This is a genomic window from Coleofasciculus chthonoplastes PCC 7420 (assembly GCF_000155555.1).
Taxonomy (GTDB): Bacteria; Cyanobacteriota; Cyanobacteriia; order Cyanobacteriales; family Coleofasciculaceae; genus Coleofasciculus; species Coleofasciculus chthonoplastes_A.
Window position 1 is genome coordinate 70,106 of the sequence record NZ_DS989871.1, and the last position, 14,426, is coordinate 84,531.

Here is a 14,426-nt window from a genome sequence, read left to right on the forward strand (position 1 = left end):
AAGCGATTTGAATTTTTCTTCTTTTGTCCTAACCTTAGAGCGTAGTGCTATAAAATAAAAGAAAGAGTATATTTAAGTTATGAGTCAATAGCCGGGAAATAAATTTCCGGCTAATAGCTCAAGTAAGCTAAAGCTTACTGATAGCAAATCCCAGTTAATTACCCTTTTATAATCCTTTTTATAGATGACAGTCCAAGTTCTAGCTTAGTTTATGGCTCTTTGCGCTGTAAGCTGTTCGGCATTTAAACCTTAATGTCAATAATGGCGAAATCCTTGTAGTGCGTTAAGCGAAGCCATGCCGCAGGCTTTGCATCTTGCTCGCTACTATAGCAACCGCCATAGCGGTTAGGACACATCATTTATGTAGAGACGCGCCATGGCGCGTCTCTACAATGGTGCTTATGGGATTTAGGGAGATCGATAATGTACTGCATAGCAGAGCAAACTGCTGTAATCACGGCGTTGGAAGTATCTAAACCAAGCCTTTCAGACAAAGACAGCAGAAAGCGTGATCGCACTGTTCTCTTAAAACAAAAAGTAACGCTGTGCCATGGGTAAACTCTTAGCTGGTTCGCAAATTAACAATTCTCCATCTGCCCTAACTTCATAGGTTTCTGGGTCAACTTCCATCTCAGGTAATGCATCGTTTAATTTCATATCTCGCTTACTCACTTGCCGGGTATTGGACACCGCAACCGCAGGTTTTTGTAGTTTCAATTGTGTCGCAATATCTCGGTCTAATGCCGCCTGAGAGACAAAGGTTAACGACGTAGCCGCGATCGCACCGCCAAAACTGCCAAACATGGGACGGCTGTGAATCGGTTGGGGTGTGGGTATACTGGCATTAGCATCTCCCATTTGAGACCAGGCTATCATACCGCCTTTGATCACAATCTCCGGTTTCACGCCAAAAAAGGCAGGTTTCCATAAACACAAGTCTGCCAATTTTCCTGCCTCAACTGAACCCACATAGTCAGCAATACCATGGGTAATCGCGGGGTTAATCGTGTACTTTGCCACATACCGCTTTGCCCGGAAGTTATCATGATCCACCGTTTCCCCAGAGGATGAAGGTAAAACGCCCCGTTGCACTTTCATCTTGTGCGCTGTTTGCCAGGTGCGAATAATCACTTCCCCGACTCGCCCCATCGCCTGGGAATCGGAGGCAATCATACTAAATGCGCCTAAATCATGCAAAATATCTTCAGCCGCGATCGTTTCCCGGCGAATCCTTGACTCGGCAAAGGCGACATCTTCTGGAATCCCCCGATCCAAGTGATGACATACCATCAACATATCCAGATGTTCTTCCAGGGTATTCATCGTGTAGGGGCGAGTGGGATTCGTGGAGGAGGGTAAAACATTGGCTTGACCGCAAACCTTGATAATATCGGGGGCATGACCCCCACCTGCACCTTCGGTATGGTAGGTATGAATAGCGCGGTTTTTGAATGCCGCGATCGTGTTTTCCACAAATCCGGCTTCGTTGAGGGTGTCGGTATGGATGGCGACTTGAATATCATAGTCATCCGCGACACTCAGACAGGTGTCTATTGTGGCTGGCGTAGTTCCCCAATCTTCATGTAACTTTAACCCCATTGCCCCCGCTAACACTTGTTCTACAAGTCCCTGAGGTTGACTACTATTGCCTTTACCCATAAATCCCAAATTTACCGGAAACGCATCGGCGGCTTGCAGCATCCGATAAATATTCCACGGACCCGGTGTGCAAGTGGTGGCGTTGGTGCCGGTAGCGGGTCCCGTACCGCCGCCTAACATCGTAGTAATCCCGGATGCGATCGCGACTTCAATTTGTTGGGGACAGATAAAGTGAATATGGGCATCAATCCCCCCAGCGGTGAGAATCATCCCTTCCCCCGCTACAGCTTCCGTCCCCGGACCAATAATGATATCGACGTTATCTTGAATATTGGGATTTCCAGCTTTGCCAATCTGGAAAATCTTACCGTCTTTAATCCCAATATCAGCTTTGACAATTCCCCACCAATCCAAAATTAGGGCATTGGTAATCACCAGATCCACCGCCCCATCTGCATTTGATATCGGAGATTGTCCCATCCCATCCCGAATCACTTTCCCGCCACCAAACTTGACTTCATCCCCATACGTGGTGAAATCTCGTTCCACTTCAATGAACAATTCAGTATCAGCAAGACGGATGCGATCGCCTACAGTCGGACCATACGTTTCAGCGTAAGCGCGGCGATCCATTCGGTAACTCATCGCGGTTTCTCTGGCAGATGCTATGGGGCTGGTCAATTATACGGCATTTCGGCGCGATCGCACGTCCCCACAAGCACAAAAAAAGAGGAGGAAACCGATCTTCCTCCCCATTCTTTATCGATTGTGGCAATGTGAGTTTCAAACAATGTTAAGTTTTGTTTAAAAATCTGTACCAATGTGCCTTCTTTATGCTATTTATTTCTTAAGCTGATAGCCGAGGCTGATTAAGTTCAACCTGCAACTGGTGACAGGGAATTTTCTCAATCTTGATCGCTTGACCCAGATAAGTTGATAAAACTTCGAGTTGAGCATCTGATGCCGCTTCAAACAACAGGCGATCGCCAGGGAAAACAATACGCTCAAAACTGTAAGCGCTAGGGTTACCAATCCGAATCACTTGCAGGGAGCTAGTTGTGTTGGCATAGCTACAAAGACATTGAGCCGAAGCACTCGTCGGTTGTGAAGGAATGGCTGATATCATCATGGGTCTTAGGTATTCTTGAGTAACAAAGCGAAGGTGATTGACTCCCTCTATTTTAATTTTTACAAATGAGAGTTTAAGTTTACTAAAAATAATTGTTAAATTTATACTAAATTTTATATTTGTTGACAAAATTAAATATAAGAGGTATTGACAATTTAGCTTGTCAATGCATTAAAAGCGGCGATAAATAAGTGGCTTACTATTAAACCACTTCCGTTAAATTTTGGCAACAGGACAGCGAGAACAAGAAACAACCAACACGCTATTTAAACGAATCTTCGTTCAGTCATGTTTTAGTAAAAAATGTTATAACACGCCCCGCAGCTTGCGAGAATGATCAACTAAACTTTCCGCAAACTGATCTAAACGCTTCGAGAGTTTCTCATCTAAAAGCTTGCCATCTTCACCAAACGCTTGCCACGCTCGACCAAAAGCGATTTGCTCAGGAATCACCCAACCATGAACCCAACGGATAATCAGCCGGAGTTCATTGAGGGCATTACTATTGGCTTGACCGCCTAACACGCTAAGCAGCCCTGTCACTTTACCCGATAAATGGTCAAATGTCATCAAATCCAGGGCATTTTTGAGTACCCCACTCACGCCCCCATGATATTCCGGTGTAACCAAAATTAAGCCATCGGCTTCCTGTACCGTTTCCCGTAACCGGATGACATCGGGATAACCGGGATAGTCATCGCTACCGATACAAAATGGTAACTGCATCTGTCGCAGGTCAAGAATTTCGGTGGATGCGCCCAAGGCTTGCACACGCTGGATGGCTAAGGTTAAGGCTTGATAGCTATAGGATTTAGCTCGCAGGCTACCATTGATGCCAACAATTTTTACCATGTTTCGCCGATTAATACTTTCTAATACAAAATACCTTAGTTCCCTGGTTACTGACATCCCACACCCCACACCCCACACCTTGCCTAGTTTTCCAGTCCCTGATCCCCCCTTCAGTTTTCAGAAAACACGATTGCATCCTCTCCTAGTCACGGCTAGATTGGAGGAACGCTAAACTAGAGGTTGGGAAGCAGTTGAACGTGCCGCGTCACGCCTTGGCAGCATTATGCTGCGAGTTAATAGACAGGACCAACAAGGGAAATTATTCGATGAACAACAGTTCCTGGATGAGATCATGGATGGGACATGAACCGCGTAGAGGTTCAACGAGTAAGCCAAAGCCGCCACAGAATAAACTTCGTTATTGGTGGCGTATGGTAACCAGCTTAGTGATCGTTCAAGGTGTGATGTTGGGTGTCCCAGCCCAAGCGCAACAGACGGAACAAAAGCCATCGTTAAGCTATGGGCAGCTTTTGCAGAAAATTGATGCCTGCACGCCGCCCCCCTCATCCCCAGAGGAAGAGATCCCACCGAGTCAGACATCGAAAACGGATTGTACGATCAAAAAAGTTGAACTTGACCCCGCCCGTGATGTTGCTAGAGTCTACTTAGCCGGACAGGAAGACGCCGAACCGCCCCAAGAAATCATGCTACTGGAGCAAAATGGCGAACTGATTGGCAAATTGCGGAACACCAATATTCCCTTGGATGTAACGCCAACCACGAATAATTCCGCCGCTTTAGGGTTGGTGATGCAGTTATTTTTGCTCTTACTCTTACTCGCCGGACTGATGATGATTCTGCGCCGTTCGGCGAGTAGTTCCGGTCAAGCGTTAAACTTTGGCAAATCCCGCGCTCGCTTTCAGATGGAAGCGAAAACAGGGATAGAGTTTGGGGATGTAGCAGGGATTGAAGAAGCGAAAGAAGAATTGCAAGAAGTTGTTACGTTTCTCAAACAACCGGAACGGTTTACCGCCATTGGTGCGCGTATTCCCAAAGGGGTTCTGTTAGTGGGTCCTCCGGGTACAGGAAAAACCATGCTGGCAAAAGCGATCGCGGGAGAAGCGGGGGTTCCGTTCTTTAGTATCTCTGGCAGTGAGTTTGTGGAGATGTTCGTCGGGGTGGGTGCCTCGCGAGTGCGGGATTTATTCAAAAAAGCGAAAGAAAATGCTCCCTGCTTAATCTTCATCGACGAAATCGACGCCGTTGGTAGACAACGGGGTGCGGGTATCGGTGGAGGTAACGATGAGCGAGAGCAAACCCTCAACCAGTTACTCACAGAAATGGATGGGTTTGAGGGAAATACGGGCATTATCATTATTGCGGCGACCAACCGTCCCGATGTTTTAGATTCCGCCCTGCTTAGACCTGGGCGATTTGATCGCCATGTGATGGTAGATCTGCCTACCTATAATGGACGGCTGGGGATCTTGGATGTCCATAGTCGGAATAAAAAATTGGCACCAGAGATATCCTTAGAAGCGATCGCCCGACGCACTCCGGGATTTTCTGGCGCGGATTTGGCGAACCTGCTCAACGAGGCGGCGATCCTCACCGCCCGACGGCGTAAAGAGGCAATCACACCCCTAGAAATTGATGATGCCATCGATCGCGTCAGTATTGGTCTGCAAATGACGCCGCTTCTGGATAGTAAGAAAAAGCGATTAATTGCTTACCATGAGGTCGGACATGCCCTGCTGATGACCATTCTGAAAAATTCTGATCCCTTAAACAAGGTGACAATTTTGCCCCGTTCCGGTGGCGTGGGTGGGTTTGCCCAACCCTTACCTAATGAAGAATTTATGGATATCAGTCGCTCTACTGATCTGGGGGATTTGTATTTGCCTCGGACGTGGCTCATTGATCAGATTACCATTGCCTTAGGGGGTCGGGCTTCGGAAGAAGAAGTCTTTGGTCATGGTGAAGTGACCATTGGTGCGGCTAGTGATATTAAGAAAGTCGCAGAACTGGCGCGTGAGATGGTGACTCGGTATGGGATGTCTGATTTAGGTCCGGTTGCTCTGGAACGCCCGAACAGCGAAGTGTTTCTCGGCGGCGGTTGGACACAGCGATCTGACTATTCCGAAGAAGTTGCCGCTAAAATCGATCATCGAGTGCAAGCGATCGCAATGCAATGCTATGAACAAGCGCGTCAGCTAATTCGCGACAATCGACCGTTAATTGATCGCTTAGTGGACATTTTGTTGGAACAGGAAACCATTGAAGGGGAACAATTCCGACAAATTGTTGCCGAACACACCCAACTGCCAGAAAAACAAATGGCGGTGATACATTAGGAAGGCAGAAGGCAGAAGGCAGAAGGCTGTAAGGTTTATGTCATCTGCTTTTTCGTCTATTGTTAACGGGTGAATTATGTTCGCTGTGTTGCCCATTGAACAGGTTAAATCGACTCGTTGACGCTATTTTTCAGATAATACCTGAATGAAAACCACTATTAAGTAGGAGGAGAGTTTGCCGATGAGTTTAGTTATTTCTGATGAAATTATTCGGGCTAGTGGATTATCTGAACCTGAATTCCTCTTAGAAATTGTTCTGCTGCTATTTAAGCAGAAAAAAATCAGTCTGGCTAAGGCAAGTCATTTGCTAGGGATGCCCCGGATTCGGTTTCAGCACGAATTAGCGTCTCGTCAGATTCCGATTCACTATGATGTGGAGGATTTTGAGACGGATTTAAGCAATTTACGGGCAGCAGGACGGTTGTGATTATTATTAGTGATACGTTTCCTAAATAATGCTCCTTAATTCGATTCCTTAATTCGATGCTGTTTGCCGTCGGTACATTTCCCGGAGAACTAAGGCGGGGTCAATGTATTTGTCGGCGTACTTTAACCCCCAATGCAAATGAGGACCCGTGGTTCGCCCCGTCATACCCACACGACCAATTCGGGTGCCGGTGGGTATCTGTTGACCTTTCCAGATTTGAATCCCGCCACTGCGATCGCTCAAATACATACCTTGGTTATCTGTTTCTACATGACCTTTGAGGTGACAGTAGATATGTTTCCACTCACCGGATTGGATGGTGATAGAGGTGCCACAGGCGGTATTATCGGAGAGGGATACCACCTGACCTGCCCACCAGTTGCGAATGTAACTGCCTTCGGGTGCGGCGATGTCTAAGCCGCGATGAAATTCTGTACCTGAGCCACGGGGAGAACGACGGTAGCCGTAGGGAGAGGTATAAGCCTGAAAATTCTCAACGGGAAACGAACCTCCCTGCCAATAGGTGTTGGTGTTGGTCGTTATCTGAGTAGGCATAACCTCTGAGGCGGTCACTCGGTGTTGGGTGATGACTCCCCAGAGGATAAGACTGATTAAACTTAGTCCAGCGAACAGGAGAAAGCGTTTTACTGTTGTCTTGTGTTTTTTGTGTCGTTGGCGTGGAAATACTCCTGACATTTCCTCACTCCTCGATGGGATGAACTTTCCAAGTGGTTAGCTTCGCTACCTTAACATGAATGGTACTGACTGGTATGCTGGTGGGTTTCGACTTCGCTCAACCCACCCTACGGTATATCAAGGGTTTCGGCAATCTTAAACGGCTTCAGTTAGCTGCCTTAAACCTTAACATTTCCCAGCCTGAGATAGGTAGATCAGCATCAACTTTTTTCTTAGAACATGCGACAATTTACTGAGGCGGATACCGGGCTGGCAAGGCTATTATGGATTGGGGAGTATGTCAGGGATAGCACAAAACATTACTGTAGGTTGGGTAGAGCGTAAGCGTTACCCAACAAGAGATTTTGGGAGTTGGGTTACTCTGCGAGAAGGCTCCGCCTACGTTCCTCAACCCAACCTACACAGGTGATATGCTCCCAATGGATTGTGGCATAGTAACGCTTCCTGTTTCAGCGAGACGCCTGAAAATTTTGATGGTGATTTCTACCTTCTTTCAATGTCTTCCACCCTTTATACTTTAGACTTCAGATGACAGCGACGGTCAAAATTCAGCCTTCTGGCTTCTGCGTTCGGTATCCCAAAACCTCCTGGCGAGTCACCTTTGTTGAGGAAGCGTCCGGGAAGTTTAGGTTTTCACTGATTGGATCTGATTTTAAGTTTGAACCCAGAGATCGCTATCGTTACCCTTCTCATGATGATGCTAAACGCGCTGCTGTTTGCTTTCTGGAGTTGATGAAACGGTTAGCTCGTTCCCGGATGCGCTTAAGCGTGCTAGCTGAGATTGGTCTTTTGAAATTCCCCCAACACCAGCATCGAGGCTATAAAGTGTGGTTGGTAGTAGACCGCGCCCGTTATTCCTGGGAAGCCACTCGACGAGATGGTCTTTGTATTCGATCGCAACGCTGGTACAAGCGACCGGAAACCGCGTTATCTAAAGCACAGCAGCATATTGACTGCGAGTATGCCAAGTCTCAGATTCGGGATGTTATTGGCTGGGTTTAGCGTTTTATTTAAGGCTCCAAGTGCAGAATCTAATGATCTACCATGTCAATAAGATCTGGATATACTCTACCCGTCTTTGCCTGTGCTTCCGCTATGGCGGCGTTGCAGTGGTTGCGCCAAGCTAAACCCCTAGATGCCGTATCTGTAGATTTAATTGAACCTCAAGAAACGGCAGAAATTCCGATTGAGCAAGTCGCCGGAATTCACCCAGGAATGGCGTTGGCAATTACCCGCAGTGATCCGGGGGATAACATTGATCTAACCCGAAATACTCCGATTTGGGCAGTTGTGGAATGGGGACAATCTGAGCAAACCGAACAGGTACAGATAGTCGGTGGTGAAGGAATTGGGCGACAATTAAATGCCGCCGGAAAAGCGGCAATTTATGCCTACGCTGAGACGTTATTACAACGGAATCTCAGTCGCTTACTTGCACCCGATGAGAAAATTCAGGTGACAATTATTTTACCCGAAGGACGTAAACTGGCAGAACGGACATCGAATGCTGCATTTGGTGTGCTAGAAGGATTATCATTGTTGGGAACGACAGGTATTTCTCAACCGTTAAGCGCTCCTGATCAACTGCAAGCTTATCGCGAACAACTGCAAATAAAAGCCCTCTGTTTTGATTGTTTAGTCTTCTGTGTGGGAGAAAATGGGTTAAGTTTGGCGCGACAGATGGGCATTAATCCAGAGCAATTAGTCAAAACGGCAAATTGGCTCGGTCCCCTATTAGTGGCGGCGGGATTGCAGGAAATCCCCGGACTTTTATTATTCGGGTATCATGGTAAGCTGATCAAGTTAGCCGGTGGAATTTTTCACACCCATCATCACTTAGCTGATGGACGCTTGGAAATTCTCACCGCTCATGGCGCTCAAGTGGGATTACCCACGCCGATTTTACAGGCAGTTTTTACCAGTCCCACCACCGAAGCCGCGTTGACCTATTTGCGGCAATTGGATGCTAAGGAGGGGAGTGATTGGGTGAATCAGATTTATCGGGCGATCGCGTCTACGATAGATAAACGTAGCCAAGACTATATTTATAAGCATAGCCAGCAAGAAGTACAAGTCGGTTCCCTGTTATTTGATCGCAACCGCCAAGTCATCGTCACTAGCCCAACGGGAGCAACATTACTTTCGCAATTATGTTAAGTTGGTAAGAATATCTATAAAGCTTGGCTCCATCTGTTAAACCAATAGATTCTCGCTGATCAGTAGCAGACTTGCTCAGCGAGATATATCCTTATCTTACTCAAATTGCGCTTACAGGACAAAGCAGTGACTAGACCAACAGGAAACGCATCTCAACCAGTAGAGACATTACCCACAACCACTCTACAAAACCAATTACATCGCCAGATGATTGTGATTCTGGATTTTGGCTCTCAATATTCAGAACTCATTGCTCGTCGTATCCGCGAAACTCAGGTGTATTCGGAAGTTATCTCCTATCGCACCAGCGCCGAACAACTCCGACAACTGAGTCCCAAAGGAATTATTCTATCGGGAGGTCCGAATTCCGTCTACGATGACGCTGCACCTCAGTGTGATCCCGAAATTTTGCTTATGGGTATCCCTATCTTGGGGGTTTGCTATGGGATGCAGTTAATGGTACAGCAACTAGGTGGGAAAGTAACTCGCTCTCAACGGGGAGAGTATGGCAAAGCCGAGCTGCATATCGATGATCCCACGGACTTGTTGACGAACGTGGAAGAAAGTTCAACGATGTGGATGAGCCATGGGGATTCCTGTCAGGAATTGCCAGACGGCTTTGAAGTCCTAGCCCATACAGATAATACTCCTTGCGCCGCGATCGCGGATCACCAGAAGCATCTCTATGGGGTGCAGTTTCACCCGGAAGTAGTGCATTCAGTTGGCGGTATCGCGTTAATTCGCAATTTCGTGTATCACATCTGCGACTGCGAACCCACTTGGACGACAGAAGCCTTTGTCGAGGAAGCCATTCGCGAAATTCGCGCCAAGGTGGGGGACAAACGGGTATTGCTGGCTCTTTCCGGTGGTGTGGATTCCTCCACCCTCGCCTTCTTATTGCACAAGGCGATTGGCGACCAATTGACCTGTATGTTTATTGACCAAGGCTTCATGCGAAAACTGGAGCCAGAACGGTTGGTTAAGCTATTTCAGGATGAATTCCATATTCCTGTAGAATATGTTAACGCCCGCGATCGCTTTCTGGCTCGACTGGAAGGGGTGACTGATCCCGAAGAAAAGCGTCGCCGGATTGGTCATGAGTTTATTCGTGTCTTTGAAGAACAATCCAAAATCCTGGGTCCTTTTGACTATTTGGCTCAGGGTACGCTTTACCCCGATGTGATTGAGTCGGCGGATACTAATGTTGATCCCAAAACCGGGGAACGAGTGGCGGTGAAAATTAAGAGTCATCATAACGTCGGGGGTTTACCCAAAGACTTGCGCTTTAAGCTAGTGGAACCCTTACGGAAACTCTTCAAAGATGAAGTTCGCAAAGTGGGACGTTCCATTGGTTTACCCGAAGCAATTGTTCGGCGTCATCCCTTCCCCGGACCTGGATTAGCGATTCGGATTATTGGCGAAGTCACCGCTGAACGGCTGAATATTCTGCGCGATGCGGATTTGATTGTGCGTCAGGAAATTAATCGCCACGGACTTTATAAAGAACTTTGGCAAGCGTTTGCTGTTTTACTCCCGATTCGCAGTGTTGGGGTAATGGGGGATCAGCGCACCTATGCGTATCCGGTTGTGCTGCGTTTGGTCAGTAGTGAGGACGGGATGACGGCGGATTGGTCACGAGTTCCTTATGAGTTACTCGAACTCATTTCTAATCGGATTGTGAATGAAGTTAAGGGTGTGAATCGGGTGGCTTACGATATTACCTCTAAGCCACCGGGAACGATTGAGTGGGAATAGTCAATATAGAAGTACCTGGACATAAATTCTGTCCGATGTACTAAGAAAGTAGGGGGATCAGGGGATGCAGCTTGATTGCTTTGTTGATCATTGTCAGCGTAGACGTAGATCTCACGTTGCGGTTCGAGACTGGATATGGCACGATCCGTTAATTCATCCATCGGCATAGGCAGCGCACCTCTGATCCGAGCCTGGTTAAAAGCCGCGCGATCGCGAACATCCAGAATGGTCAATGCCGGTTCACCCCATTGGAGGCGGGATTTAACGGCTTGAGCGCTAGACTCTGGCATCTGTTGGGGTGGTGGGGTAGGAACTGCCTCAGCTACGTTTTCCTTTGCCTCGGCGATGGGGTTCGTTGTTTGGGGATCTGACATAATAGTTGTGTAGTGATAAGTCCTAATTAACTCACCACACTCAAAGTTGCCTTCTACAAACGTCTTTCTTTAGACATAAGGTTTAAAAATCTGTGCAACCTGATAAGTTCAAATACTTAGGCTTCCTTGACCAAATAGCTTGCGGCTAACTCAGTCGGACTTATCTGTTCGTAAGGTTCAAAGGGTTGATGAATCCAGGGATTGTCGGGTAAATAGTCCATGTAATAATCAGGGGTGATCAGGGAGTGAGCTTTGTACCACAGAACCGCCGTGCGAATCTCTTCCAGTTCATTCCCATATCGTTCCTCTAGCCAATTCATCGATTCCCGTAGGCTAACGCCAGAATCCACTAAATCATCTACCAGCAGCACACGATTCCCTAAGGTTTCCGTTGTCATCGTCAGATGGTGGGAAAACGTGATTTCACCTCGAACACGGTTTTGGGAACCCCCATAAGAGGATGCAGCAAGAATCGCTAAGGGTTTACCATAAATTCGGCAGAGGATATCCCCCACCCGCAGTCCTCCTTTAGCAATGCAGACAATTTGGTTAAACTCCCAGTTGGCTTGATAAATCTTGACAGCTAGGCGTTCAATTTTTTTATGGTATTCTGACCAAGTAACATATAGGTCTGACATAAGTATGGTTTAGTAAAGGGTCAATCGGGATAGAATGGTTGCCTTAAATCCTAAATAGGACACCAGGAATAGGAAACGGAAAACAGTAGGAAAGTGGTTCGAGTGTTTTTTTGTCATTAGCAACTAGCCTAGGATTTCATGCCTGATTGGGACATGCTCTATAAGTTATAAATGTGACGCCCCCAAAATACCCTATTCCAACTTTTGCCCACTTTCTCTATTTATTGATTACCTAAACGCTTTTCTGGAACTGTAATATAAGTTACACTTAAACGAGAGTTGGGGAGACATTTAAAAGTGACCTATCGAATTTTAAGCCTAGACGGTGGAGGCATTCGCGGCATTATCTCAGCCGTCATCTTAGCAGAAGTTGAACGAGTTCTCAACCAACCTTTGAAGATTACATCGCAGAGAACCAACAGAGGCTGAAAGATTTTTTAACCTTGTAGGGGATGGTTTAGGGATTCCATACTAGCGAGTTACCAACAACTGAACAACAAAACCCACCCTTATTCATAATCAATACGCTAATGACACCCAAAGCCCATAAACAATTCGCTCAACATTGGCTGCGTAGTGAAAAAGCCTTAAATCAAATCATAACAGCCGCGAAGTTGCAGCCACGCGATCGCCTGCTGGAGATTGGTCCGGGAACGGGTGTGCTGACGCGGCGACTCTTAGGGGAGGTGGAGTCATTGGTGGCGGTTGAGATTGACCGGGATTTGTGCCAACGTTTGGTCAAAAGTTTAGGTCAAAACGAGAATTTTTTACTCTTACAAGGTGACATTCTCTCCCTAAACTTAGCCGAACATCTCGCCGCCTTTCCTCATTTTCAGTCTCCCAATAAAGTCGTTGCTAATATCCCCTACAACATTACTGGACCGATTTTGCAAACGCTGCTAGGAACCATCGCCCAACCGATTACTCCCGCTTTTGAGTTAATTGTACTCTTGGTGCAAAAAGAAGTGGCACAACGATTATGTGCGAAACCGGGTTCTAAGGCATTTGGTGCATTATCGGTGCGGGTACAATATCTGGCAGACTGTGACTGGATCTGTGATGTCCCAGCCATTGCCTTTTCCCCACCGCCAAAAGTTGACTCCGCCGTTGTCCGCTTGCGTCCCCGAATTGTAGACCCCTCAGCCGATAACCCCCAACAGCTAGAAACCTTAGTCAAGCTGGGTTTTGCCAGTAAGCGGAAAATGTTACGAAATAACCTCAAATCCCTGTGCGATCGCGATAAAATTAACCAATTACTCGAACAAGTAGACAGTCATCCCCAAGCCCGTGCTGAAGACTTGAGCGTTAGCCAATGGGTTGCTCTGGCTAATCGCTTAAATGAGATAGCTGGGGAAGCTAGGGAAGCTGGGGAAGCAATGTAGAGACGTGCCATGGCACGTCTGGAAGCTGGGAATTGACTGATGGATTATGTCTACAAGCTGCACGAGTGACCTATTCGATGTAATTTATAATTCATAATTTATAACTCATCATTCCCATGCGTTCCTATTCCCTAATCGCCCCTGCCAAAATTAATCTGTATCTAGAAATACTAGGCGATCGCGCCGATGGCTATCATGAACTGGCGATGATCCTGCAAAGCATTGAACTCGCTGATCAAGTGAGTGTCCGGGCTATTGGGACTCAAACCATTCAAGTTCACTGCGATCACCCGCAAGTCCCGCTAGATAAAACGAATCTGGCTTATCGGGCGGTGGAATTGATGAGTCAACAGTTTCCCGATTGCTGGGCGCAGTTTGGCGGTGTGGAAGTTACGATTAACAAGAATATTCCCGTCGCGGCTGGATTAGCGGGAGGGTCAACCAATGCCGCCGCCGTTTTGGTAGGATTAAATATGCTTTGGCAACTGGGACTCACGCAGCCAGAATTACAAGAGTTAGCCGCGAAACTGGGTTCAGATGTACCATTTTGTCTAGCAGGAGGAACCGCGATCGCAACCGGGCGAGGCGAAGAACTTGATCCCTTACCCAATCTGGATTCGTTCTATCTGGTGTTAGCCAAACATCAAAATTTAGCCGTTTCTACAGCTTGGGCATATCAAACCTATCGGTCTCAGTTTAGCCATACTTATGGCCGTTCTGAGGGAGTCGATAAATCGATAATAACTGAAACGATAAATCTCCCCACTCGTGTGCATTCGGGTTCAATGGTTCAAGCAATTTCAAATAAAAATTTCGCCAAAATTGGTCAACTGCTGTACAACGATTTGGAGCAAGTTGTACTCCCTAACTATCCCCAAGTCCTGCAACTGCGGCAAGCCTTTGAAAATAACGGTGCATTAGGTACAATGATGTCCGGTTCAGGACCTACAGTATTCGCCCTTTGTCAGTCTCAGGAACAGGCTCAAGCGCTTTTACAACACGCCCAGTCAGAAATCCCTGATCCAAATATAGGGTTTTGGGTAACGAAGTTTGCCAGCCATGGGATTCAGATTGTCTCCTAATAATGATTTCGAGAGAACAGGAAACAGGAAACGGGGAAGTA

14 protein-coding genes are annotated in these 14,426 nt (G+C 47.0%); 8 read left to right on the forward strand and 6 right to left on the reverse strand.

The features are described from left to right. Positions 1–525: 525 nt before the first annotated feature. The 3 genes from ureC to MC7420_RS30565 form a co-directional block, all read right to left on the reverse strand. Positions 526–2,244, reverse strand: coding sequence for an urease subunit alpha (gene ureC / locus MC7420_RS30555; protein ID WP_044210680.1), 1,719 nt, complete (start codon positions 2,242–2,244; stop codon positions 526–528). Between the two features lie 202 nt (positions 2,245–2,446). Continuing rightward, the gene (locus MC7420_RS30560) at positions 2,447–2,728 is read right to left on the reverse strand and encodes a DUF1830 domain-containing protein (protein WP_063712040.1); all 282 of its coding nucleotides are present in this window, start codon (positions 2,726–2,728) and stop codon (positions 2,447–2,449) included. A gap of 306 nt (positions 2,729–3,034) precedes the next feature. Continuing rightward, positions 3,035–3,580, reverse strand: a complete 546-nt coding sequence (locus tag MC7420_RS30565; RefSeq protein WP_006105529.1) for an NADPH-dependent FMN reductase — start codon at positions 3,578–3,580, stop codon at positions 3,035–3,037. A 266-nt stretch (positions 3,581–3,846) separates the two neighbouring features. Here MC7420_RS30565 and ftsH point away from each other — a divergent pair, with 266 nt between their 5' ends. Together ftsH and MC7420_RS30575 are read left to right on the forward strand one after the other, a co-directional pair. After that, positions 3,847–5,874, forward strand: a complete 2,028-nt coding sequence (ftsH, locus tag MC7420_RS30570) for an ATP-dependent zinc metalloprotease FtsH (RefSeq protein ID WP_071777279.1) — start codon at positions 3,847–3,849, stop codon at positions 5,872–5,874. A 181-nt stretch (positions 5,875–6,055) separates the two neighbouring features. Then, positions 6,056–6,301, forward strand: coding sequence for a UPF0175 family protein (locus tag MC7420_RS30575; protein ID WP_006105527.1), 246 nt, complete (start codon positions 6,056–6,058; stop codon positions 6,299–6,301). A 48-nt stretch (positions 6,302–6,349) separates the two neighbouring features. Here MC7420_RS30575 and MC7420_RS30580 read toward each other — a convergent pair whose 3' ends face one another. Then, positions 6,350–6,997 (reverse strand): M23 family metallopeptidase, encoded by a 648-nt coding sequence (locus MC7420_RS30580; RefSeq protein ID WP_006105538.1) that lies wholly within the window; start codon positions 6,995–6,997, stop codon positions 6,350–6,352. Positions 6,998–7,525: 528 nt separating this feature from the next. On the opposite strand from MC7420_RS30580, the gene MC7420_RS30585 reads away from it, so the two are divergent. The 3 genes from MC7420_RS30585 to guaA all read left to right on the forward strand — a co-directional run bounded on the left by MC7420_RS30585 (position 7,526) and on the right by guaA (position 10,909). Next, positions 7,526–7,999, forward strand: coding sequence for a hypothetical protein (locus tag MC7420_RS30585; RefSeq protein ID WP_006105517.1), 474 nt, complete (start codon positions 7,526–7,528; stop codon positions 7,997–7,999). A gap of 42 nt (positions 8,000–8,041) precedes the next feature. Continuing rightward, positions 8,042–9,154, forward strand: coding sequence for a cobalt-precorrin-5B (C(1))-methyltransferase CbiD (gene cbiD / locus MC7420_RS30590; RefSeq protein WP_006105498.1), 1,113 nt, complete (start codon positions 8,042–8,044; stop codon positions 9,152–9,154). A gap of 207 nt (positions 9,155–9,361) precedes the next feature. Continuing rightward, positions 9,362–10,909, forward strand: a complete 1,548-nt coding sequence (gene guaA / locus MC7420_RS30595; protein ID WP_044210708.1) for a glutamine-hydrolyzing GMP synthase — start codon at positions 9,362–9,364, stop codon at positions 10,907–10,909. On the opposite strand, the gene MC7420_RS30600 is transcribed toward guaA, so the two are convergent. Both MC7420_RS30600 and MC7420_RS30605 read right to left on the reverse strand, forming a co-directional pair. Next, positions 10,864–11,283 (reverse strand): rhodanese-like domain-containing protein, encoded by a 420-nt coding sequence (locus tag MC7420_RS30600; RefSeq protein ID WP_006105568.1) that lies wholly within the window; start codon positions 11,281–11,283, stop codon positions 10,864–10,866. The two genes, guaA and MC7420_RS30600, sit on opposite strands and share 46 nt — an antisense overlap. A 116-nt stretch (positions 11,284–11,399) precedes the next feature. Beyond that, the gene (locus MC7420_RS30605; RefSeq protein ID WP_006105570.1) at positions 11,400–11,921 is read right to left on the reverse strand and encodes a phosphoribosyltransferase; all 522 of its coding nucleotides are present in this window, start codon (positions 11,919–11,921) and stop codon (positions 11,400–11,402) included. Between the two features lie 297 nt (positions 11,922–12,218). Here MC7420_RS30605 and MC7420_RS43605 point away from each other — a divergent pair, with 297 nt between their 5' ends. From MC7420_RS43605 to ispE, 3 genes are all read left to right on the forward strand, one after another. Then, the gene (locus MC7420_RS43605; protein ID WP_006105563.1) at positions 12,219–12,350 is read left to right on the forward strand and encodes a hypothetical protein; all 132 of its coding nucleotides are present in this window, start codon (positions 12,219–12,221) and stop codon (positions 12,348–12,350) included. Between the two features lie 101 nt (positions 12,351–12,451). Then, complete coding sequence (rsmA, locus tag MC7420_RS30610; protein WP_006105541.1) at positions 12,452–13,303, forward strand: 16S rRNA (adenine(1518)-N(6)/adenine(1519)-N(6))-dimethyltransferase RsmA; 852 nt, start codon at positions 12,452–12,454, stop codon at positions 13,301–13,303. A gap of 116 nt (positions 13,304–13,419) precedes the next feature. Further along, complete coding sequence (ispE, locus tag MC7420_RS30615) at positions 13,420–14,385, forward strand: 4-(cytidine 5'-diphospho)-2-C-methyl-D-erythritol kinase (RefSeq protein ID WP_006105515.1); 966 nt, start codon at positions 13,420–13,422, stop codon at positions 14,383–14,385. Positions 14,386–14,426 lie beyond the last annotated feature (41 nt).

Bases quoted from the DNA above. Each gene is read 5' to 3' on its own strand.
- ureC (WP_044210680.1), bottom strand. From the start codon at position 2,244: ATGAGTTACCGAATGGATCGCCGCGCTTACGCTGAAACGTATGGTCCG.
- MC7420_RS30560 (WP_063712040.1), bottom strand. From the start codon at position 2,728: ATGATGATATCAGCCATTCCTTCACAACCGACGAGTGCTTCGGCTCAA.
- MC7420_RS30565 (WP_006105529.1), bottom strand. From the start codon at position 3,580: ATGGTAAAAATTGTTGGCATCAATGGTAGCCTGCGAGCTAAATCCTAT.
- ftsH (WP_071777279.1), top strand. From the start codon at position 3,847: ATGAACAACAGTTCCTGGATGAGATCATGGATGGGACATGAACCGCGT.
- MC7420_RS30575 (WP_006105527.1), top strand. From the start codon at position 6,056: ATGAGTTTAGTTATTTCTGATGAAATTATTCGGGCTAGTGGATTATCT.
- MC7420_RS30580 (WP_006105538.1), bottom strand. From the start codon at position 6,997: ATGTCAGGAGTATTTCCACGCCAACGACACAAAAAACACAAGACAACA.
- MC7420_RS30585 (WP_006105517.1), top strand. From the start codon at position 7,526: ATGACAGCGACGGTCAAAATTCAGCCTTCTGGCTTCTGCGTTCGGTAT.
- cbiD (WP_006105498.1), top strand. From the start codon at position 8,042: ATGTCAATAAGATCTGGATATACTCTACCCGTCTTTGCCTGTGCTTCC.
- guaA (WP_044210708.1), top strand. From the start codon at position 9,362: ATGATTGTGATTCTGGATTTTGGCTCTCAATATTCAGAACTCATTGCT.
- MC7420_RS30600 (WP_006105568.1), bottom strand. From the start codon at position 11,283: ATGTCAGATCCCCAAACAACGAACCCCATCGCCGAGGCAAAGGAAAAC.
- MC7420_RS30605 (WP_006105570.1), bottom strand. From the start codon at position 11,921: ATGTCAGACCTATATGTTACTTGGTCAGAATACCATAAAAAAATTGAA.
- rsmA (WP_006105541.1), top strand. From the start codon at position 12,452: ATGACACCCAAAGCCCATAAACAATTCGCTCAACATTGGCTGCGTAGT.
- ispE (WP_006105515.1), top strand. From the start codon at position 13,420: ATGCGTTCCTATTCCCTAATCGCCCCTGCCAAAATTAATCTGTATCTA.